Consider the following 20041-nt stretch of genomic DNA (forward strand, 5'->3'; position numbering starts at 1 on the left):
CACGACGTCACGTTTCCGCTTTATGTCGAAGTCGATGAAATCTACAACCTCGCGTGCCCCGCATCGCCCATTCATTATCAATACGATCCCGTCCGGACGACCAAAACGAGCGTGCATGGGTCAATCAACATGCTGGGTCTTGCCAAGCGCCTGCACGCGAAAATCTTTCAGGCATCGACGAGCGAGGTGTATGGCGATGCGCGCGTGCATCCGCAGAAGGAAGACTACTGGGGACACGTGAACCCTATCGGCCCGCGCTCTTGCTATGACGAAGGAAAGCGCTGCGCCGAAACGTTGTTCGTCGATTATCGGCGCCAATACGGCACGGAGGTGCGCATTGCCCGCATCTTCAACACCTATGGGCCGCGCATGCACCCGGCCGATGGCCGCGTGGTGTCGAACTTCATGGTGCAGGCGCTGGCGGGCGAGCCGTTGACTGTCTATGGCGACGGATCGCAAACGCGATCGCTGTGCTACGTCGAAGACATGATCGATGCCTTCGTCCGCTTGATGGATGCGCCCGACGGCAGTTGCGATCCGGTCAACCTCGGCAATCCGCACGAGATCACGATGCTCGAGCTGGCGAAGCATGTGCGAGCCGCCACGCACTCGTCAAGCGAGATCGAGTTTCGGCCGTTGCCGATCGACGATCCGTGGCATCGTCAGCCCGATATTTCAAAGGCGCACGCATTGCTGGGCTGGGCGCCGAATACGGCGCTCGAGGATGGATTACAGGCGACGGCCGAGCACTTTCGTGCACTGCTGGATGCGCGACCGCTCGCTGGCGGTGCGCGTCGTGCCGCCGGCATATCGCGCTGATACACGGTGTAACGCCACCCCGTCGGCTAAACATGCACCGCCGCCAACCGCCGGATCTCCCCTGCCAGCGCATCGATCGGCACGGGTTTCACGAAATGCGCCGCGAAGCCGGCGCGCGCCGTTCGTTCGCGGATCGCCGCATCGTTGTGTCCCGTCAGCGCGATCGCTGACGGCAGCGTGCCGTCGTCGTACTGGCTCGCCATCGTGCGGATTTTCCTCAACACCTCGCAGCCGTCGTCGTCGCCGAGCGAGATGTCGCACAGCACGACGCCCGGCCACTGCGCCCGCGCCGTCTCGCGCAGGCGCCGCAATGCATCGTCGCCCGACGCCGCCAGTTCGACTTGAGCGCCACTCGCCACGAGCGCCGCTTCGAGCGCGTCGCGCGCCTCTTCGTCGTCATCGATCGCCAGCACCTTGATGCCATCGAGCCTCGGGGCGCCCTGCTGCATCGTCGGCTCCACCGCGCCGTCCGCTCCGACCACCGGCAACAGCGGCAGCGAGGCAACGTAGGCCACCCGCCCGTCGATCGCCATCGGCCGGAACACGCCGCCGGCGGCGCCCAATACGTGCTCGGCTTCGGCCGCTTGCTCGTCCGATAACGGTGCCGGCTCGTCTTGCGCCCCCACTACCGCCAGCCAGGCCATGTTGCCGTCGCGCTGCGCGTGCAGCTCCACGCGCGCGCCGGGCTCCGCGTACTCGATCTCGTTGGCACACAGCATCGCGACGACACGCTGAATCTGCTCCGTCTCCCCGGTCACGGGCAGGTCGGGATCCACCACGCGAATGCCGAAATCGACGCCTTGCTCGACGGCTTCCGTCGCGACACGCGCCGCAATCTCCGCCGCAAGATCGCCCACGCGCATCGGGTGCGCGGCAAGCTTGCGCTGCGTATGTTCGAGCTCGCCCTGTTCAAGCTGCAGCGCCCACATGCGCGCATAAATGCCACCGGGCCGCGCCAGCAGTTCTTCATGCCGGCCCTGCTCCACGATGCGGCCGTGCTCCATCACCAGAATCCGGTCCGCATCGACGATCGTCGACAATCGATGGGCGATCACAACGGAGGTGCGGCCTTCCGCCAATCGTCGAAATTCATTCTGAATCGCGCGCTCCGAACGCGTGTCGAGCGCCGACGTTGCTTCATCGAATACGATGATCGGCGGATCCTTCAAGAAGGCACGGGCGATCGCGATGCGCTGCCGCTCGCCGCCCGACAAACGCAGCCCGCGCTCGCCGACACGGGTATCGTAATGATCGGGCAAACGTTCGACGAACTCGTCGAGTTGCGCGGCGCGCGCGGCGCGCACGATATCGGCGCGCATCGCGTTCGGATGGCCATAGCCGATGTTGTAGGCAATCGTCTCGTTGAACAGCACCGTGTCCTGAGGCACGATACCCATCGCTCTGCGCAGCGAGTGGCGCGTGACGCCCCGCAGATCCTGCCCATCGATGGTCACCTTGCCGCGCGTGGGGGCATACAGCCTGAATAGCAGCCTCACAAGCGTCGACTTGCCCGACCCGCTGCCGCCGACCACGGCCAATGTCGTGCCGGCCTTCGCGCGAAAGGCCACTTCATGCAAGATCTGACGGGCCGGGTCGTAGCCGAAGTCGACCTGCTCGAAAGCAATCTCTCCCTCCGTCACGATCAACGGCTTCGCACCAGGCTCGTCGCGGTCTTCATCGGCCGTCGCGTCGCCGCCTTCGAGGCTGTCCGCGGCCAAAACGATAAACATCCGCTCGACGTTCACGAGCGCGTCATTCGTCTCGCGAAACACGAACCCGAGTGTGTTGAGCGGCATGCACACTTGTACGATATACGCGTTCACGAGCACGAGATCGCCAAGCGTCATACGGCCCCCGGCGACATACTGTACGGCCAGCAGCATCATGGCCGCGATGCCGACACAAACGATGGCGCTCTGCCCGAGATGCAGTGCGGTGAGCGCGCGCTGATTCGCGAGCCGCGCGACAATCCAGCGCGAGAGGACACTGCGATAGCGCGCCGTTTCGAGCTCTTCGGCGGCGAAGTATTTGACGGTGTCGTAGTTGAGCATGCTATCGACGAGCCGGCTGTCGGATGCCGCTTCGAGCTGATTGACTTCGCGCTGCACCCGCATGCGCCGGCGCGTAAAGATGACGGTATAGGCGCCATACGTAACCAGCGTTGCCGCGATGATCCAGCTGAACGTGACGTTGAAGTTGCTTGCAACGATGCCGATCACCGTACCGATTTCGATGACGGCGGGCAGAATCGTGAACAAGCCGACACCGAGCAGATAGCCGACGCCGTCCGTCCCTTTCTGCACGTCGCGCACGATCGATCCGGTTTCGCGCTGCGAGTGGTAGCGCGCGCCCAGCCGATGCAGGCGGGCGAACGTGCTCTCCGCGAGTCCGGCCACCGTATGCTGCGTGACCGTGCTGAACACGACGTCCCGCGCCTCGCCCAGCGCGTCGCCGATAAAACGTAATAACGCGTAGGCCAGTACCAGGAAGACCGGGAATAAAGCCAACGCAGTGTGATGCCCGAGATCGTCGATGATTTCGCGCAGCACCAGCGGCACCGAGACGCCGGCCAGCTTGGCCACGATCATCAACGCGGCCGCACCGAACGTCTGCGCCCGGTAGCGCCACATCGCGTGCCATATGTCGGCTGCAATACGGCCCTTCACTCTCGCGCGGATCCGTCGGCCGATCCGCTTCACGCCTGCCCTCGTTCAGCGTCGGCGAAGATGGCTGCGTCCACGCCCAACATGAGGTTGCACTCGGCGAGATCCGTGCCGCCCGCGGGCAAGTGACGGCGCATCGCATCTTCGGCATGCGCGCACAGCGCCTCCCGTGCCCGGAGCCTTTTGGCGCCCGGCAACGCCCGGTACCGCTCGAGCACACCCGGTTCCATCACGAGACTGAGTGCGCACCGCGAATCGAGAATGCTCATGCTGCCCGCCGACGCCACCCACGACACTTGAATCGTGACCACGCCATCCGAGTTCGTCACGTGCGTGATCGAGGTGGACGCAAATGGAAAACTTTTAAACAGGGCATGTTCGATTTCGGCAAGGCTTTGCCGCGCATCGAGCGAAACGGTCATCGGCACTCCTTTCTCTTCGCCAAAGCACAGGGGCCGCGCGAGCAGCTCGCGCATGTCCCGGGAAACTGGTTGCAATACGCGTTCCAGCCCGGTCGCCTGGTGTCGCCGCGCCCATTGCGGCATGCCCTTTGCAGCAGTCAAGGTGTGCGTGCGAAGTTGAAATTGGACGCGCATTACGCAACCTTTTTGAACGGAGGACCATGATGAAAACATCGACGAAGACGCTGCTCGCTTCCACGATTTCGGTCATCGCACTTGCCTGCGCAGGGGGTGCTTATGCTCAAGGTGCCGGCGGCGGCGGCTCGGCAGGCGGTTCGGCGGGTGCTGGGGCAGGCGGCGCGGCGGGCGGTGCGGGCGGAGCGGGCGGTGGCGGGCCGCGTGGTGGAGGCGCGCCGAGCGGCAACACGCTCGAGCAGCCGGGCGTCCAGCCCGGCATGGGCAACAGCAACAGCACCGGCGGCTACGGCGCCCCCGGCGCGACCGGTGCGAGCGCGGGCCGTACTACTGTCTCGCCAGGGATGCATCACCGAACCCACCGGTCGAATTCAACCGGTGGCTACGCCCCGCAGCAGGAAGGGGAGCCCACTCACGGGCAGGGGGAGTAATCACGCCGGCCGCGCAAACGCGCGGCGGTTGAAGCTGAGCCGAGGGCGGGCGAACGCGCCCTCGGCTCTATTTTCGCCACTAGCGGATCGAATCCGGGAAATGTCGAGCCGTCTCCCTGCCTTGCTTGTGACCCGCGCGGTCAGTCCCCGCCGGGCAGCCCCGACGAACCCACGACCCGTGCAATCTGGCGCTTCGCCGCTTCGTAGACATGCTCGGGCGTAAACCCGAATTTCCCTTGCAGATCTCGCATCGGTGCCGAAGCGCCGAACGTGTGCATGACGATCTTCTCCCCTGTTCGCCCGACATAACGATCCCATCCGAGCGTCGCGGCTTGTTCCACCGCGACGCGCGCATCGATTTCCGGCGGCAGCACGGCGTCCTTGTAAGCATCGTCCTGTAATTCGAAGATGTCCCAGGACGGCATGGACACGACACGGGCCGCGATGCCTTCCTGCGTCAGCCGCTCATGCGCCTGCAGGCACACGTGAACCTCACTGCCCGTCGCGAGCAGCAGCACGGCTGGCGCCGCCCCATCGGGCGGATCGGCCAGTACATAGGCGCCGCGCTGCAGGCCTTCCGCACTCGCGTAACGCGTTCGATCGAGCGTCGGCAGCGGTTGCCGTGAAAGCACGAGCGCGGTCGGGCGGCGCGCAGCCGCAAGCGCCACTCGCCACGCTTCCCTCACCTCGTTTGCATCGGCGGGACGCAACACCGTCAAGCCCGGCACCGCCCGCAACGACGCCAGTTGCTCGACGGGCTGATGCGTCGGACCGTCCTCGCCCAGGCCGATCGAATCGTGCGTGAAGACGAATACCACGGGTACCTCCATCAGCGCGGCGAGGCGGATCGGCGGCTTCATATAGTCGCTGAAGATCAGGAAGGTGCCCGTGTAGGGACGCAGGTTCGACAATGCGAGACCGTTGGCCACCGCGCCCATCGCATGCTCGCGCACACCGAAGTGCAGATTGCGGCCCGCCCGGTCGTCAGAGGAAAAGCTGCCTGCGCCTTCGAATTTGAGCAGCGTTTTCGTCGAAGGCGCGAGATCGGCCGCCCCACCCAGCAGCCAGGGCACGCGCGGCGCAATCGCGTTGAGGACTTCACCCGACGAGGCGCGCGTCGCCTCGCCTTTCGCGTCGGCTTCGAACGACGGCAGGCCAGTATCCCAGCCGTCGGGCAAGCGATGGGCATCGATCAGTTCGAGTTCACGGGCGAGATCCGGATAGCGTTGCGCGTACGCCTCGAAGCGCGAATGCCATGCCTCGCGCGCTTGCGCGCCACGCGCGCCGACGCCTTCTGCGAATCGTTCATGCACGCCCGGCGGCACGTAGAACTGCTTGTCCTCCGGCCACCCGTAGGCCCGCTTCGCCAGCGCCACTTCTTCTTCGCCAAGCGCGTCGCTGTGCGCGGCGGAGGTGCCTTGCTTGTGCGGGGCGCCCCAGCCAATCACGCTCTTCACGACGATCAGCGTCGGCGCGTCGGTAGTCTGCTCCGCCTCCGTCAGGGCGGCCTCCAAGGCGGCCGCGTCGTTCGCATCGTCCACGGTCAACGTATGCCAGCCATAGCCGCGAAAGCGCGTTTGCGCGTCGTCGCTGTAGGCGAGATCGGTCTTCCCTTCGATCGTCACTCGATTGCTGTCGTAGATCCATATGAGGTTCGACAAACGCAGATGCCCCGCTAACGATGCCGCCTCGTGCGAAATGCCCTCCATCAAATCGCCGTCGCCGGCAAACGCATAAACGCGATAGTCAAACAACTCGAAGTCTTTGCGGTTGTACCGCGCGGCATACCATTGCGAGGCGATCGCCATGCCCACGCTGTTGCCGAGGCCCTGCCCGAGGGGACCTGTCGTCGTCTCGACGCCCGTCGTCATGCGGTATTCGGGATGCCCGGGCGTCTTGCTGTCCAGTTGGCGAAAGTGGCGGATGTCATCGAGCGATACCGCGGGCGCTTGCATCGTGCGCCCTTCATCGTCGACCGCTTTCACGTTGGCGAGGTGAAGGACCGCATAGAGCAGCATCGAGGCGTGGCCGACCGACAGCACGAATCGATCTCGATTGCGCCACAGCGGCTCATCCGGGTCGTAGCGCAGGTGGCGCTGCCAGAGCTGGTAGACCACGGGAGCCAGCGCCATAGGCGCGCCCGCATGGCCTGAATTGGCCTTTTGCACGGCGTCCATGGATAGCGTCCGTATCGTATCGATGCACAGCTTGTCGAGTGCGGGATCTGAGCGCATGGCGAAGCGTCCTCTTCGAGGGTTGCAACGGAAAGGCAGGGATACCTCCATCGAGCAATGCCCATACCTATCGGCCGGATCGCAAACCCTGCACCACCCATGCAGGTTTTACAGCGCCCCTCGTCTTGCGCGGCGGACGCGCGCTGCGTGCGCCTGCCCCACGCAATGGTGGAACGGCCGTTGCTTGAAACGATGGTGTGTTCAACCTCACCCAAGGAGGTATACATGGCCCAGCATCCGGCCCACTCCCAGGACCATCGACACCCCGGACAGCCCTCACCGGTCGCCATCCAGAAAGCGCTGGCGGGCGTCGACTATCCCACGACGCGCGAGCATCTCGCCGAGACGGCGCGCTCCCATCACGCGGATCGCGAAATCGTCGATTTGCTCGATCGCCTGCCGGACAAAAACTACGACAGTCCCGCCGCCGTTTCGAAGGCGATCTCGCAAGTGCAATGACGGTACGGCACTTGGCCGTTCAGGAGGCGCGGCGCACGGCAACATCGCGCCGGCACAACATGACGCATACGATAGGAGCATCTTATGAGCATCACACCCGATCCCCTTGGTAGCACCGGCGAAACGCGCATTGTCGGCAAAGGCAGTGCGACGGCCGAAGGCCCCGGCCCGTATGTCATGGCCGCGAGCACGCTCGACGGCGACAAGGTCATGAGCTCCGACGGTGAGGATATCGGCAAGATCAAGGAGATCATGCTCGACGTCTACACCGGGCGCATTGCTTATGCCGTCATGTCGAGCGGCGGTTTTCTCGGCATCGGCGATAAGCTGCTGGCGATCCCGTGGAGCGCATTGACGCTCGATACGGACCGCAAGTGTTTCCTGCTGACCGTGACGGCCGACAGGGTCAAGAACGCGCCGGGTTTCGACAAGGACCACTGGCCGGCCATGGCCGATGTCGCCTGGGCGAGCGAACTGCACAGTTACTACGGAAGCTCGCCGTATTGGGACTTGGAACGCGTGCAGACGACGGGCATTGCATCCGATACCGCGGCGACGCGGCGTGACCATCACTGATCCGATTCACTGACGCCGTGTACCGGCCGGGATGAAGCGCGCCCGCGCATCGTATATCGATGCGCGGGCGCAAATCGACGCTGGCTTCGGACTGCCAGCGCGTGGTTCAATGCACGGCCGGCGAGAGATGACGAGCCCGTCAGAGCCCGTCAGCCTCCGCCGATGCCCTGCAGCACGCGGCCGGTACCCCCGCAGATCGTGCAAGGCTGCCCTTCCACCATGCCGGTGCCCCTGCACACGCGGCAAGGGCTTTCGCCGACGCCTGGTGCGTCCGGCGGCGCTTCGTCTCCGGGGTTCTTCGGTTGCTCAGGTTCTTGCATGGGCGGTGTCCTCCGTATGCGGCCGCGGCTCACCCGCGTTGCCGTTACGTCCGGAGAAGCAATTACCAAGCCGCGCCATTGGCATCTCAGCACCGCCCTTTTCCGCCAAAAGGCCCCGACTTGTCCGCCAAACGACGGCTTAATGCTCGCGTCGCGCGCGCGGAGGGGCCCAATTTGGTGCCGGGGTGGAAAATTGCCCTTTGCGCCAGTGGGGGAATACCGCATTTGTGACGAGCAAATTAAATCATTCGCATTCCGAAAAAACGAATGTTTCAGATGCCCGCTGGGTGCGGCGGCATAAAGTACTACCCATCAGAACAAATGGGGAAAAATGGGGCAATAAACAAAGGTGTGATTTCCATATTGCGAATCCTGTGAGACCAGATTAGTATTGCGCAAACAAACGAAGCACGCTCGGCGCTACCCAACCAGCCGGGCATTTCGAAACAATTACCGCACCACCGCAGGATACGTGCCTGCGGTGGGTAATTAGTACCTTATCGGTTTCGTCAAAATAAAATCATCCGAAACGTTTTATAGTGTCATATGAATAGCCATTCCGACCGCCTCTTGTTTTGCAGTTATCAACTGGAAATTTTTCCGGTTTCACTCAGCGCTTTTCGTCGACGAAGTAATTGATGCGATGGGCAACCCGGTGCAACCGGTGACAGCCCACTACGATCGCCAGATCAATCGTCTAGCTTTGTTTCATTGGAGAGCGGCATGCTGAGCCCACACGAACTCGCCACACTGATGTTGGTGAAAAACGCGCCGGAGCAAATCGGCGATCGCGCCGAGCTGAGCACCTTGCTCGAGCGCCATCTCATCGCGCTTGAGCAACCGTCCGAAACGGTCGGTATGCCTCGTCCGCGCATTACTGAAAACGGCAACTCGATTCTCGAAGCCTGTTCGCGTTTGCGGTAACAACGCGCGCAGGTCGAGCAACATGCGGCGTGACAGTCGTCGCGGTAGCGCTCGCTACCGCGGGGCATCGCGCCGCCTTACGTTTCACTTCGTCAAACGCTCGTCATAGGAGAACCGAAGATGACAAGGAGAACTGCGCTCGTAACGGGCGGCATGGGTGGCATCGGCGAAGCGATCAGCATCAGGTTGCACGACGTCGGCCATGCCGTCGTCGTCACCTATTCGCCAAACAATACAGGCGCCGACGATTGGCTCGCGCGGATGGAAGCGTCGGGCCGGCAGTTTCGCGCGTATCCCGTCGATGTCGCCGATTACGCCTCGTGCGAACGCTGCGCCGCGCAGATCAAGGAAGAGATCGGTCCGATCGATATCCTCGTCAACAACGCGGGTATCACGCGCGACGCGAGCTTCAAAAAGCTTGAGAAAGGTAATTGGGATGCGGTACTGCGCACAAACCTCGATTCTGTCTTCAATATGACGAAGCAGTTGTATGAAGACATGACCGCGCGCGGCTGGGGACGCATCGTCAACATCTCGTCGGTCATCGGCTGCAAGGGCGGCTTCGGCCAGACCAACTATGCGGCCGCCAAGGCGGGCATGCACGGCTTCACGAAATCGCTCGCGCTCGAAGTGGCGCGCAAGGGCGTCACCGTGAACACCGTCTCCCCCGGATTCATCGCCACGCGCATGGTCACGGCCGTCCCTGACGAAATCATGCAGTCGAAGATCCTGCCGGAGATTCCGGTCGGGCGCCTCGGTCAGCCTGAAGAGGTCGCGGCGCTCGTCGCTTATCTGTGCTCGCAGGACGCAGCCTTCGTCACCGGCGCAAACATTTCGATCAATGGCGGTCAGCATCTTCAATAACCGGCACAGCTCACCCTGCGCCGAATGAAAGAAGGCCGCGAGCGGTGATTGCCGCGACGTTTGGCCGAGCCCGACCGGGCCGCCTCTCGCCTTGCAGCCGGTCTGTTTGCCTGCGCCGCGTGCGGATAGTCTTCCGCACGCGGCGCAATCGTATCGGCGCCCGGCTCAGTCGCCGTTGAAATGTCACGCTGAGCAGCTTCGTCGCACGTGCCGCGAGCTAAGCCGCCAAAGCGCACTCACCCGGCGGCCGGCGCGCCGGTCGGCATGGGCTTTGCAGCGTCGCCCGGCGTCGATGCGTCGAATCGAAGATCGAAGGACGGGCGTGCCGCCTAGGGCCGCCGGGCATTGGCATCCCCACGAACCGAGAGAGGACCCGCTCCATGCACTTCGCCTTCGCACGCCCGGCGATCGCGGCCGCTTTCCTTTACGCCGCCAGTTGCTTTGCCGCCGGACCGGCCGCCGAATCCGCCACGCTTCCTGTGCGCGCCAGCTCGAGTACGGCGCCGGTCTCATCCGCATCGGCCGGGGCCACCGCTTCGAGTCCGCGTCGCGAGTCCTCGCCCGTTGCCCCGGTTCCGCCGTCCCAAAGTCTCGGCGATCTTTACCGCGACGTCGAACTTGCGCATCTGTTTCGCGATAGCAAGACGTTCGCCGACATGATTCCCCGGCAAGCGCCGTCGCAAATCGTCGCGGCGTACCACGCAGCGCGCGGGCAGGCCGGCTTCGATCTACGAAAGTTCGTCGAGGCGCATTTCGACGCGCCGTCACGCGAAGGGCGGCCGTACGTGTCGGACCCGACCCAAACCATCGTGCAACACATCGATACGCTATGGGACGTGCTGCGCCGCGACCCCGATCCCGAGGTCAGCCCGTGGTCGTCGCTGCTGCCGCTGCCCGCCCCTTACATCGTGCCGGGCGGACGCTTCGACGAGGTTTACTACTGGGATTCGTACTTCATCATGCTCGGCCTCGCGGCCAGCGGCCGCCACGATCTGGCGGAAGACGAACTGAGGAACTTCGCCGCCCTGATCGATCGGTATGGGCACATCCCCAACGGCAATCGAACGTATTACCTCAGCCGTTCGCAGCCGCCGTTTTTCTCGCAGATGGTGGGGCTGCTGGCCCAACAGGACGGCGACAGCGTCTATCTGCAATATCTGCCCGAGTTGAAAGCGGAGTACGCGTATTGGATGAACGGTGCGTCGACACTCGCGCCGGGCGAGGCCACGCGGCATGTCGTCCGTCTCGAGGACGGCACGGTGCTGAATCGATATTGGGACGACCGCGCCGCCCCGCGCGACGAGTCATATCGCGAGGACGTGCAAACGGTCCACGCGATGCCGCAACGCCAGCCCGCAGAGCTTTGGCGCAACTTGCGCGCGGGCGGCGAGACGGGATGGGATTTCAGCGCACGTTGGTTCGCCGACAACCGCACACTGGCCACGATCGACGTCACGGCCCTTATCCCTGTCGATCTCAATGCGCTGCTTTACGGCCTGGAACGCACCCTGGCAAAAGCCTACCGGCTGCAGGGAGAAGCGTCGCGCGCCGAGAACATGGACGCGCGCGCCGCCGCGCGGGCTGAAGGCATCCGCCGGTGGCTTTGGGATACCCGCATCGGCGCATTCGCGGATTATGACTTCGTCCATCGCGCCCTGCGCGACCGGCTGACGGCCGCCACTGTCTATCCGCTGTTCGCGGGCGTGGCGTCGCGTCAGCAGGCGAGCGCTGTGGCGCAATCGATCAAACGCGGCTTGCTGCGGCCCGGCGGTATGGCGACGACAGAAGCCGCAACCGGGCAGCAATGGGACGAGCCGAACGGTTGGGCACCCCTGCAGTACCTCGCGGTAACGGGCCTGCGGCGCTATGGCGAGCAGGCGCTCGCCCGTACGATTGCCACGCGGTGGATCCACACGAACGTGGACTACTACGCGCGTACCGGCAAACTCGTCGAGAAATACGACATCGGCCGCAATGCCGCTGGTGAGTCGGCGGGCGGTGGCGAATATCCGTTGCAAGATGGTTTTGGTTGGACGAACGGGGTGCTGCGAGCGCTCTTATTGCTCTACCCCCATGTCGTCGATGTCGAGCATGCCGTTCCCGCCGCGTACCATGCGAATGCAAGGACGTCCGCTCGCGCAGCGGCCGGTGTTGCCATTCATGCCGACCCGGCGCGCTAACTAAAGAACGAGGGGCACGACCGCTGCGCCCCTCGCTGGGCGCACTTGCGCGGCACTACGGTTCTGTTCCCTCGCCCGGTTCCTCCGGCGTATCGATTCGATCGGGCTCGATATCGGCGTTGTCGATCAACGTCGAATCTCCGTCGGCCGCCGAGCGCTCGCCCGTGCCGGTCCGGTCGGTGTCGCTCGCCAGTTCGGCGTCGCCGGTCTCGAGCGCATGCTGGTCTAGTTCGGTGTCCTTGTCGAACTCGTGGCGCTTCGCGCCCGCGATATCGCTTCCGCTGTCGGAGGAATCGCTCGGCCCGAGTGCCCCCGTTTCACGGCCGCTCGGCTCGGGATTGTTACTGGATGGAAGGTTGTCGGGATCCAGCGTGCTCATGTCGATCTCCCCTCGGTCAATGTCGATTCACATCGACGGCCGCTATCGATGGATGCGTCGATGTCGATTCGTGTGGATCGATTGCTGTCCACATCGAACGCTTACGTCGATGAGCCGTCGCACGCCTTCCATCGAGCAACCCTCGCGCCTGCCATCGCATGCTCGACGTCACCGCAGGCGATACCCGGCACGCGGTATGCGTGACTAATATTCCCGCTCCAGCCAGGAGAAACCACGATGACGATTCACAGCGGCAGATCACAGGATGAGCGCGTCGCCACTCGTCAGCAGCAGAAGCAACGCTCGTTGGAGCCGCCCGGCGGCGACATGGCCGTCGACGGCACCGAGGCCGACGAAACCCATAGCAGCGGCGAACTCTCGGAGGCGGGCAAGCGCGCCTGGCGCACCGGCACGGGAATGGATGGCGGTGGCAAGTGCCGCTGATCATCCAGCGGGCGCGTGGAACGGCCGTTGCTCGCTCACTGCTTGCGGACGTGCGTCGGCAACGCGGGCAGCGAGGCTGCTGTACAGCGACGGCTGGCACGCGGTCATGCAATTTCGCTCTAGCGCATTCAACAGGAGAAACGCTATGCGTACTCACAGCACCACGACCACGACGGGCGTCACTCAAGGCGCGCGTATCGTCGGACAAGGCAACCCAGACGCATCCGGGCCGGGTCCGGACGTCATGGCCGCGAGCACGCTCGACGGCGACAAGATCCTCAGCACCGACGGCGAAGAAGTGGGCAAGGTGAAGGACATCATGCTCGACGTCCAAGCTGGGCGCATCGCCTACGTCGTCATGTCCTGCGGCGGCTTTCTCGGCATCGGCGACAAACTGATCGCCGTTCCGTGGAATGCATTGACACTCGATACGACGCGCAAATGCTTCCTGGTCTCGATCTCTTCGGAGCGGATCAAGAATGCACCGGGATTCGACAAGCAGCACTGGCCTTCGATGGCCGATGCCACGTGGGCGACGTCGGTGCACCAGTACTACGGCCGCGAGCCGTACTGGCGCAGCCTCGGCGCGGACGACGAGTATGAATCCGGCTACGACGTCGCGCGCGACGATCTCGATCCTGACGCACCCGAAGGCGGCGGCGTCAAGCTTTGAACCGCAGATGAACCGAGTGTGAACGGAGTCTAAGCCGGCATTAAGCAACGGCGGTACGCCTCGAAGCGAGGCGGCCGCCGTTGCCGCATTCCGGCAGGGCACTACGGCTTCGTCGCGGACGATGCCTCGGGCTGGCTGGCTGACATCGCCGAGCGATGATGGCGCCCATGGTGGTGCTTCTTGTGCTTGTGGTGCGTGCGCGGCGCAGTGCTGTCCGATGCGCCCTCCGGTGCGGGCGAGGCGGTTGTGCCCGGCGGCGTCATCGAAGCGCCTGCCGTGCCGGCGGCGCCTTCGCTGCCTGGGGTGCGCGCCATGCCCGGCGAACTGTCGTCCGTCGTCGGCTGCTGCGCGAACGACGGGGCGCCCGTCAGCGCCAATGCCGCCGACATCGCAGACACGCAAAGCGTCCAGCGCAAGATGCGAATCTTCATCGAATCACCTCCTCTCGGAAAAATGGCCGATCCGGCCCGGTACGCCGCGAAGGCACCGCGGCGCATGAGCCAGTCTGGCTGCAATGGACATGCCACCGCCGCTATCGGCGGAGCTTCCCGCGCAATGTTTCGACGTCGGCAGGTGCGACAGGCTTCGCCTCGTTGCCCCATGCGTTGCGAATGAAGGTCAAGACGCGCGCCATCTCCGTGCTGTCGAGCTTGCCGACGAACGAAGGCATGCGCTGCGGTTTGGGCCCGTTCGCCGTTTCCGCGGTGCGGCTACCGTCGATCAGAAGGCGAATGAGCGAAGTCGTTTGCGGCGCGACCACGGTCGGATTACCGGCCAACCGGGGGTACTTGCCGGGCTGGCCGCGCCCGTCGGCTTGGTGACAGCGCGCGCAGAACGTGTTGTAAATGCCCGCACCCGGATATTCGATGGAGCCGGTGCGCAGCACGTCGACCGTGGCGGCGTTGCGGGCCGGATCGGTATCGATATGGCCGCTTTGTGCGCGCGCGGGCAATGTCTTCAAGTAAGTTGCAATGGCACGAAGGTCGTCGTCGCTCATGTATTGGCCACTATTTTCGATCACCTCCACCATGCTGCCGAATGCCGACAACCCGCCGCCGTGGCCGTGCTTGAGAAACGCGACGATATCGTCGGCCGAGAGGCTCCCCAGGCCCGAATCGGGATCGCCGGTCAGGTTCGGCGCGAACCAATGGTCGTTCGTGCCGCCGGTGAGATAGAGCGGATCGCCGTCGTTGAAGCCCCGTTCTTCGTAGGCTGGCCCGCGCGGTGTATGACATGCGCCGCAATGGCCGAGCGCCTGGACGAGATACGCACCGCGATTCCATTGAGCACTTCGATCGGTACGCGGGCCAAAGCGCTCATGCGGCGCGAAGAATTCATCCCATACCGCGAGCCCCCAGCGTTGGTTGAATGGAAACGGCAGCTTCGTTTCGGGCACCGGCGAAGCAACCGGCTGAACGCCATGCATGAAGTACGCGTAGAGCGCGTGCATATCGTCGTCGCTGATCTTCGAGAAGGACGGGAACGGCATGGCGGGATACAACCGCTTGCCGCTCGGGGCGATGCCGTCGCGCACCGCCCGCTCGAAGTCGTCATAGGTATACCGGCCGATCCCGTATATCGGATCCGGTGTGATGTTGCTCGTCCAGATCGTACCGAACGGCGAGCCCATCGGCAGCCCGCCCGCGAACGGCGGCGAAGGCTTCGGAGGCTGGCCGGTCGGCGCGTTGGTGTGGCACCCCGCGCAATCGGCCAGCTTCGCGAGGTACGCGCCGCGCGCGATGAGGGCCGAATCGGCCGCATCGCCGGCTCGGCAAGGCGGCGACAAGACGGCCGCACAAGCAAGCGCGCAGGCCGCCATGGCCCGTCGATGCCATCGAACGCGTAGGCCGAAGATCATATCCCCCTCGTGATGATGATGAGTTCAAGGCGCAATGTTGATGGCGCTACATGCACGCCGATACGAGCCCCGTGGCCACATCGGTTGCCACGAGTGCGAACAGAAACAATCCGCTCGCCATCAACCCGACGCGGGCCACGAACGCTTCTCCCTCCACTGTGGTATCGATCGACTCAGGGCTCCGGCGGCGCCCCGCCCGTTTCAGGCGACGCCAGTTTCGCCACGCCAGCCACGTGCCGAGCGCGCCGACGATCAACATCGCGCCGCTGAGGCCGGCGACGCTCCACCCAATGGCCGATGCCAGCGGAATGCGGAGCGGCACATTGTGCGGAAAGCAGGTATGGGCCACGAGCGTTTCGCCCGCGCAGATCTGCAGCAACCAGGCGGCCGGCGCGGCCAGGACGCCGATCGTCAACATCAAAACCGAAACGGGTTCACCGCCGCCGGTACGATTCGCTTGCATGTCTCGCTAGAACCAGTAGGGGGTCAAGTAAAGCGTCGTAAAGATAAACAGCCAGACGACGTCGACGAAGTGCCAATACAAGCTGCCGATCGTGAGTGCGGCATGACGCCGTTCGTCGAAGTAACCGAGTGCGGTCCACCAGCCGAGCAACACCAGCACCACGATACCCACGAGCACGTGGGCCATATGAAAGCCCGTGATCGTGAAATACAGCGACCCGTAAAGATTCGACGTCATCCCGTAAGGATGGTCGTGCCACTCGTGCAACTGGATGCCGACAAAGGCGATCCCGAGCACCACCGCGACCGCCATCGACGCGGCCGCCCACCGCTTGCGCCGGCGGAGCACGAATCGCTCGCATAGCCACGCGAAGACGCTGCTCGAGACAAGAATCGCCGTATTGACGGACGACAGTCCTAGCTTGGGCAGGCCCTCGGGCGGCCAGTGCGTGCTCTGCTGCACGGCCAGATAGAGATAGGAAAAGATCAGATAGCCGAACAGCGAAGCTTCGGTGGCGATCAGCATGAAGCAGCCAAGCCGCCCGCTCGCGCGCTCGCCCGCGCTGCCTACCGGCAGCGTATTCGCGGGGCGCAGCAGGACGGCCTGTGCATCTTCGCTGGCGGCGTGTGCGCCGCCCCCGCCGAGCGCACCGAGCGCCGGATCGGGCGGTTGCGAGTGGGGCGAGCGAGGGCCGTGCCGCATTTCAACGCTCCTCCTTCGGCGCGTTCACCGGATAGGGCTCACGCTGCACCAAGGCACGCTCCGGCCATAGCCAGACCGCGATCGACACACCGCATGCGGCGATGAGCATCAGCGTTGCACCCCACCATTGCATGGCGAGCGCCGCGAACAAGAGCGCGGCAAAGACGCCCAATACGAACGGCGCGTACGAATCCTCGGGCATCTTCAGAATCACATACGGCTTACCGCTGAGCGCGGTCGTCCCTAACGCCTCGCGCCCCTGGCCGAGCAGGTAGCCTTCATCGAGGTGCGAGCGTGCGGCGACCGGCTTGCCGGCCTCTTCCTCCATGCGCGCCTCCCAAAGCGGATGGCGGCTGGCGACGATCGGTAGGACTGCAAAGTTATAGGGCGGCGGCGGCGAAGGCACCGACCACTCGAGCGATGGCGCGTCCCACGGATTGCTGCCTGCCGCGGGGCCGCGCTTCAGGCTGTAGATGACATCGACGAGGAAGACGAGAATCCCGAACGCAAACACGAACGAACCGATCGAAGACAGCATGTTGACGGTGTTCCAACCCATGTCCGGCGAATAGGTATAGATCCGCCGAGGCATCCCGAGCAAACCGGCGATATGCATGGGAAAGAACCCGAGATTGAAACCCACGAACATGAGCCAGAACGCGATCTTTCCGAGGCGCTCGCTCATCATGCGACCGGTGAACTTCGGGAACCAGAAGTAGATGCCGCCGACAACGGGAAACACGTTAATGCCGATCAGCACGTAATGCAGATGCGCGACGACGAAATAGGTATCCGTCAGTTGCCAATCGAGCGGCACCGCCGCCGTCATCACGCCCGATACCCCGCCGATTACGAACAGCAACACGAATCCGGCGAAGAACAGGAACGGCGCGCGGAAGACCGGCCGCCCGAGCCAGATCGTCGCGATCCACGCGAAGGTCGCGACCGCGCTCGGAATCGAAATGATCATGCTGGCCGAACCGAAGAACGCGAGGGCCAAAGGCGGGATACCCGTCGCGAACATATGGTGGATCCACACCACGAAGCCGATCACCATCGTCGCGACTGTGGAAATGGCGACCGGGCCGTAGCCGACGAGCGGACGCCGGCAGAACACGGGCAGCGCATCCGATACGATGCCCATTGCCGGCAGCACGACGACATAGACCCACGGATGCGCGAAGACCCAAAACAAATGCTGCCAGAGCAGCGCCCGTCCGCCGCCGCCCGTCACGTCGAAGAAGTGTGTGCCGATCCGGCGATCGAGCCACAGCATCAGAAACGCCAAGCTCACCGATGGCACGGCAAACAGATTGCCGACGGAAATCGTCAACGTGCCCCAGACCAGTACGGGAATGCGATCGATCGACATGCCCGCGGCACGCATGCGCAGCAGCGTCACCACGAAGTTGGCCGCGCCGACTGCCGTCGACACACCGAGCAAAATCATGCCGAGCGCGTAGACGTCGATGTTCGGCCCGGGATCGTAGGTCAGGCTCGACAGCGGAACGTAATTGAACCAGCCGGCGTTCGCCCCTTGTCCCAGAGGAAAACTCGCGTAAAGAAACAGGCCGGCGAACAGGAATACCCAATACGAAAACGCATTGAGCCGTGGGAACGCCATGTCGCGCCCGCCCAGCACGAGCGGCCACAGGTAGTTGGAAAACCCCGATAGCACGGGCAGCGCATAGAGAAAGATCATCGTCACGCCGTGCATCGTGAAGAGCTGATCGTATTGCTCGGGTGTCAAAACCGCGGCATTGGGACGCGCGAGCTGAACCCGCATGATCAGCGCCTCGATCCCGCCGATCAGCAGGAAGATGAAGGCCGTGACGAGATAGCGCAAGCCGATCGTCTTGTGATCGACCGTCGAGAGCCAGCCGCGCCAGCCCGGCCGCGCCTCCCAGAGTTCGTGCAGCCGGGCTTTGCCTGGCTCGTCGAGCATGCCGCGCTGCAGGGGGCGCGATAGCCGAACAGTCCCTGGCGGATCACCGGGCAAGGCGGAAACAGGCGTCTCTGACATCGTTCCTCACTCACTGCAAAGTGGACAGGTACGCCGAAAGCGCGGCCGCATCCGAGGCGGACAATGCAATCGACGGCATCAGCGAATCGGGTTTGATGCGCTGGGCGTGCTGTATCCAATCGAGTTGATGCGCGGCGGTATTCGTCATTTGTCCCGCCGCGATCAAGCGGCGCGAGCCGAGATGCGTCAGGTCGGGCGCCTGCATGCCGGCGGCCGATGTGCCGCGCACCGAATGGCAGCCGGCGCAGCGCTCGTCGAACAGGCGTTGGCCCGCGCGCGCATCGGGTGTCGCCACGGCGTGCGCACCGCGCCGCTGCGCATCGCGCCATGCCTCGAATTCGGCTTGCGGCTGCGCCACCACCTCGAACGCCATATGCGCGTGTTGCGCGCCGCAAAACTGCGAGCACTGTCCACGATAAACACCGGGCGTATCCGCTTCGATCCATTGCACATTCGTCTGGCCGGGGATCATTTCGGTCTTGCCGGCGAGCTGCGGTGCCCAGAACGTATGAATGACGTCGGCGCTACGCAGTTCGACGCGCACGGGTACGCCGGTCGGGATATGGATCTCGTTGGCGGTCACGAACGCGCGCGATGGATCGAGCGCGTCCGGGTAATCGATCTTCCACCACCAGTCGTATGACGTGACGTCGATCGTCAACGGCGGATCGCGCGGCGGCGATGCGACGGATTCGAGCGTGGTCATCGCGTAGATCAGTGCGGCAAACAACGCAACCGACGAAATACCGGCGCCGATGACGATCCAATTCAACCCGCCGGCGTCCGCAGGCAGCTTCTGCTCGGCCGCAGGGGGAAGCGGCGGACGGCGCCGGGCCAGCGCCCCCACGAGCAGCACCGCAATGATGACCATGACCGTCACCACAAGCGCAATCAGCGCCCAGCCCAGCCGATACGCGGGCGCGGCAGCCGGGCCGGCCGCATGCAGCAGGTATTGAAGCGGTGCAGCGCTCATCGTGCCGTGTCGTGGTTCGTCACATGCCTAGCCCGCGATGCCGCTCAAACCGTTGTCGCTTTCTCCCGTCGGATTGGGCCCGCTTGGCTTTGAATCCTTTGAAGGCTTTTCAGCCTCGCCCGGCGTGTCAGCCTCGTCCGGCGTGTCGTCGCTGCCGCCCCCATCCTCGCTCGAACCGCCTTCGCCGGGTCTGGGGCGCTGATCGGGGTCGATCCGCGTCGCACCGCCCACGGCGGGCGGATCGCTGGCGGGAAAGGTCTCGTCCACGCCGTGATCGATCCGCTCCTCTTCGTGGTTTTTCTTGGCGGGCTGCTTACCGCTTGTATCAGACATGAGCATCCCCTTCTATCGCGCTTGAAAACGAGCGTTGCGGCGCAAGGGACATGCCCAGTTTGCGCGTGGGTTCGAATCGCTTTTCGACCATCGTGCAAAAACAGGCCAACGATATGCTGGGCCGACT

Annotated in this window: 21 protein-coding genes; 9 read left to right on the forward strand and 12 right to left on the reverse strand. The window is 64.0% G+C overall.

Annotated features, from left to right (window positions below; genetic code table 11):
• On the forward strand, window positions 1-819 hold an 819-nt coding region (locus ACTHL0_RS09325; RefSeq protein ID WP_440566445.1), incomplete at its 5' end, for a UDP-glucuronic acid decarboxylase family protein.
• Window positions 820-845: 26 nt separating this feature from the next.
• Here ACTHL0_RS09325 and ACTHL0_RS09330 read toward each other — a convergent pair.
• Both ACTHL0_RS09330 and ACTHL0_RS09335 read right to left on the reverse strand, forming a co-directional pair.
• Window positions 846-3449, reverse strand: coding sequence for an ATP-binding cassette domain-containing protein (locus tag ACTHL0_RS09330; protein WP_440566470.1), 2604 nt, complete (start codon window positions 3447-3449; stop codon window positions 846-848).
• Window positions 3450-3514: 65 nt separating this feature from the next.
• Window positions 3515-3904 (reverse strand): DUF3022 domain-containing protein, encoded by a 390-nt coding sequence (locus ACTHL0_RS09335; protein WP_440566446.1) that lies wholly within the window; start codon window positions 3902-3904, stop codon window positions 3515-3517.
• Window positions 3905-4104: 200 nt separating this feature from the next.
• Here ACTHL0_RS09335 and ACTHL0_RS09340 point away from each other — a divergent pair, with 200 nt between their 5' ends.
• A complete protein-coding gene (locus ACTHL0_RS09340) occupies window positions 4105-4509 on the forward strand; it encodes a hypothetical protein (RefSeq protein ID WP_440566447.1) in 405 nt (134 codons plus the stop codon).
• A 140-nt stretch (window positions 4510-4649) separates the two neighbouring features.
• Here the strand turns inward: ACTHL0_RS09340 and tkt are convergent, their stop codons facing one another.
• A complete protein-coding gene (tkt, locus tag ACTHL0_RS09345; RefSeq protein ID WP_440566448.1) occupies window positions 4650-6743 on the reverse strand; it encodes a transketolase in 2094 nt (697 codons plus the stop codon).
• A 225-nt stretch (window positions 6744-6968) separates the two neighbouring features.
• On the opposite strand from tkt, the gene ACTHL0_RS09350 reads away from it, so the two are divergent.
• The gene (locus ACTHL0_RS09350) at window positions 6969-7202 is read left to right on the forward strand and encodes a DUF2795 domain-containing protein (protein WP_440566449.1); all 234 of its coding nucleotides are present in this window, start codon (window positions 6969-6971) and stop codon (window positions 7200-7202) included.
• An 84-nt stretch (window positions 7203-7286) separates the two neighbouring features.
• Window positions 7287-7778 carry a PRC-barrel domain-containing protein gene (locus ACTHL0_RS09355; protein ID WP_440566450.1) on the forward strand — a complete coding sequence of 164 codons (492 nt, stop codon included), beginning with the start codon at window positions 7287-7289 and terminating at the stop codon, window positions 7776-7778.
• A gap of 149 nt (window positions 7779-7927) precedes the next feature.
• On the opposite strand, the gene ACTHL0_RS09360 is transcribed toward ACTHL0_RS09355, so the two are convergent.
• On the reverse strand, window positions 7928-8098 hold the full coding sequence (locus ACTHL0_RS09360; protein ID WP_440566451.1) for a hypothetical protein: 171 nt from the start codon (window positions 8096-8098) through the stop codon (window positions 7928-7930).
• A gap of 723 nt (window positions 8099-8821) precedes the next feature.
• On the opposite strand from ACTHL0_RS09360, the gene ACTHL0_RS09365 reads away from it, so the two are divergent.
• From ACTHL0_RS09365 to treA, 3 genes are all read left to right on the forward strand, one after another.
• A complete protein-coding gene (locus ACTHL0_RS09365) occupies window positions 8822-9022 on the forward strand; it encodes a hypothetical protein (RefSeq protein ID WP_440566452.1) in 201 nt (66 codons plus the stop codon).
• 120 nt (window positions 9023-9142) lie between these two features.
• Window positions 9143-9886 (forward strand): acetoacetyl-CoA reductase, encoded by a 744-nt coding sequence (phbB, locus tag ACTHL0_RS09370; protein WP_440566453.1) that lies wholly within the window; start codon window positions 9143-9145, stop codon window positions 9884-9886.
• A gap of 380 nt (window positions 9887-10266) precedes the next feature.
• The gene (gene treA, locus ACTHL0_RS09375) at window positions 10267-12066 is read left to right on the forward strand and encodes an alpha,alpha-trehalase TreA (protein ID WP_440566454.1); all 1800 of its coding nucleotides are present in this window, start codon (window positions 10267-10269) and stop codon (window positions 12064-12066) included.
• A gap of 55 nt (window positions 12067-12121) precedes the next feature.
• Here the strand turns inward: treA and ACTHL0_RS09380 are convergent, their stop codons facing one another.
• Complete coding sequence (locus ACTHL0_RS09380) at window positions 12122-12445, reverse strand: chemotaxis protein (protein WP_440566455.1); 324 nt, start codon at window positions 12443-12445, stop codon at window positions 12122-12124.
• A 237-nt stretch (window positions 12446-12682) separates the two neighbouring features.
• Here ACTHL0_RS09380 and ACTHL0_RS09385 point away from each other — a divergent pair, with 237 nt between their 5' ends.
• Together ACTHL0_RS09385 and ACTHL0_RS09390 are read left to right on the forward strand one after the other, a co-directional pair.
• Window positions 12683-12889 carry a hypothetical protein gene (locus tag ACTHL0_RS09385; protein ID WP_440566456.1) on the forward strand — a complete coding sequence of 69 codons (207 nt, stop codon included), beginning with the start codon at window positions 12683-12685 and terminating at the stop codon, window positions 12887-12889.
• Between the two features lie 145 nt (window positions 12890-13034).
• Complete coding sequence (locus tag ACTHL0_RS09390; protein WP_440566457.1) at window positions 13035-13562, forward strand: PRC-barrel domain-containing protein; 528 nt, start codon at window positions 13035-13037, stop codon at window positions 13560-13562.
• A gap of 101 nt (window positions 13563-13663) precedes the next feature.
• On the opposite strand, the gene ACTHL0_RS09395 is transcribed toward ACTHL0_RS09390, so the two are convergent.
• The 7 genes from ACTHL0_RS09395 to ACTHL0_RS09425 all read right to left on the reverse strand — a co-directional run bounded on the left by ACTHL0_RS09395 (window position 13664) and on the right by ACTHL0_RS09425 (window position 19914).
• The gene (locus tag ACTHL0_RS09395; protein ID WP_440566458.1) at window positions 13664-13993 is read right to left on the reverse strand and encodes a hypothetical protein; all 330 of its coding nucleotides are present in this window, start codon (window positions 13991-13993) and stop codon (window positions 13664-13666) included.
• 101 nt (window positions 13994-14094) lie between these two features.
• Window positions 14095-15420, reverse strand: coding sequence for a c-type cytochrome (locus tag ACTHL0_RS09400; protein WP_440566459.1), 1326 nt, complete (start codon window positions 15418-15420; stop codon window positions 14095-14097).
• A gap of 46 nt (window positions 15421-15466) precedes the next feature.
• On the reverse strand, window positions 15467-15883 hold the full coding sequence (locus ACTHL0_RS09405) for a hypothetical protein (protein ID WP_440566460.1): 417 nt from the start codon (window positions 15881-15883) through the stop codon (window positions 15467-15469).
• A gap of 6 nt (window positions 15884-15889) precedes the next feature.
• Entirely contained in the window at window positions 15890-16585 is a 696-nt protein-coding gene (locus ACTHL0_RS09410; RefSeq protein ID WP_440566461.1) for a cytochrome c oxidase subunit 3, read from the reverse strand.
• A gap of 1 nt (window position 16586) precedes the next feature.
• Complete coding sequence (gene ctaD / locus ACTHL0_RS09415; RefSeq protein WP_440566462.1) at window positions 16587-18530, reverse strand: cytochrome c oxidase subunit I; 1944 nt, start codon at window positions 18528-18530, stop codon at window positions 16587-16589.
• Window positions 18531-18618: 88 nt separating this feature from the next.
• Window positions 18619-19581 (reverse strand): cytochrome c oxidase subunit II, encoded by a 963-nt coding sequence (gene coxB, locus ACTHL0_RS09420; RefSeq protein ID WP_440566463.1) that lies wholly within the window; start codon window positions 19579-19581, stop codon window positions 18619-18621.
• 27 nt (window positions 19582-19608) lie between these two features.
• On the reverse strand, window positions 19609-19914 hold the full coding sequence (locus tag ACTHL0_RS09425; RefSeq protein ID WP_440566473.1) for a hypothetical protein: 306 nt from the start codon (window positions 19912-19914) through the stop codon (window positions 19609-19611).
• Window positions 19915-20041 lie beyond the last annotated feature (127 nt).

Source organism: Trinickia sp., assembly GCF_051961175.1.
Taxonomy (GTDB): Bacteria; Pseudomonadota; Gammaproteobacteria; order Burkholderiales; family Burkholderiaceae; genus Trinickia.

Excerpts from the sequence above, each read along its gene's own strand:
- ACTHL0_RS09365 (WP_440566452.1), top strand. The coding sequence starts at position 8,822 with ATGCTGAGCCCACACGAACTCGCCACACTGATGTTGGTGAAAAACGCG.
- coxB (WP_440566463.1), bottom strand. The coding sequence starts at position 19,581 with ATGAGCGCTGCACCGCTTCAATACCTGCTGCATGCGGCCGGCCCGGCT.
- ACTHL0_RS09380 (WP_440566455.1), bottom strand. The coding sequence starts at position 12,445 with ATGAGCACGCTGGATCCCGACAACCTTCCATCCAGTAACAATCCCGAG.
- tkt (WP_440566448.1), bottom strand. The coding sequence starts at position 6,743 with ATGCGCTCAGATCCCGCACTCGACAAGCTGTGCATCGATACGATACGG.
- ACTHL0_RS09355 (WP_440566450.1), top strand. The coding sequence starts at position 7,287 with ATGAGCATCACACCCGATCCCCTTGGTAGCACCGGCGAAACGCGCATT.
- ACTHL0_RS09425 (WP_440566473.1), bottom strand. The coding sequence starts at position 19,914 with ATGTCTGATACAAGCGGTAAGCAGCCCGCCAAGAAAAACCACGAAGAG.
- ACTHL0_RS09395 (WP_440566458.1), bottom strand. The coding sequence starts at position 13,993 with ATGAAGATTCGCATCTTGCGCTGGACGCTTTGCGTGTCTGCGATGTCG.
- ACTHL0_RS09340 (WP_440566447.1), top strand. The coding sequence starts at position 4,105 with ATGATGAAAACATCGACGAAGACGCTGCTCGCTTCCACGATTTCGGTC.
- phbB (WP_440566453.1), top strand. The coding sequence starts at position 9,143 with ATGACAAGGAGAACTGCGCTCGTAACGGGCGGCATGGGTGGCATCGGC.
- ACTHL0_RS09390 (WP_440566457.1), top strand. The coding sequence starts at position 13,035 with ATGCGTACTCACAGCACCACGACCACGACGGGCGTCACTCAAGGCGCG.
- ACTHL0_RS09350 (WP_440566449.1), top strand. The coding sequence starts at position 6,969 with ATGGCCCAGCATCCGGCCCACTCCCAGGACCATCGACACCCCGGACAG.
- ACTHL0_RS09385 (WP_440566456.1), top strand. The coding sequence starts at position 12,683 with ATGACGATTCACAGCGGCAGATCACAGGATGAGCGCGTCGCCACTCGT.
- ACTHL0_RS09405 (WP_440566460.1), bottom strand. The coding sequence starts at position 15,883 with ATGCAAGCGAATCGTACCGGCGGCGGTGAACCCGTTTCGGTTTTGATG.
- ACTHL0_RS09410 (WP_440566461.1), bottom strand. The coding sequence starts at position 16,585 with ATGCGGCACGGCCCTCGCTCGCCCCACTCGCAACCGCCCGATCCGGCG.
- ACTHL0_RS09335 (WP_440566446.1), bottom strand. The coding sequence starts at position 3,904 with ATGACCGTTTCGCTCGATGCGCGGCAAAGCCTTGCCGAAATCGAACAT.
- ctaD (WP_440566462.1), bottom strand. The coding sequence starts at position 18,530 with ATGCTCGACGAGCCAGGCAAAGCCCGGCTGCACGAACTCTGGGAGGCG.
- treA (WP_440566454.1), top strand. The coding sequence starts at position 10,267 with ATGCACTTCGCCTTCGCACGCCCGGCGATCGCGGCCGCTTTCCTTTAC.
- ACTHL0_RS09400 (WP_440566459.1), bottom strand. The coding sequence starts at position 15,420 with ATGATCTTCGGCCTACGCGTTCGATGGCATCGACGGGCCATGGCGGCC.
- ACTHL0_RS09360 (WP_440566451.1), bottom strand. The coding sequence starts at position 8,098 with ATGCAAGAACCTGAGCAACCGAAGAACCCCGGAGACGAAGCGCCGCCG.
- ACTHL0_RS09330 (WP_440566470.1), bottom strand. The coding sequence starts at position 3,449 with ATGTGGCGCTACCGGGCGCAGACGTTCGGTGCGGCCGCGTTGATGATC.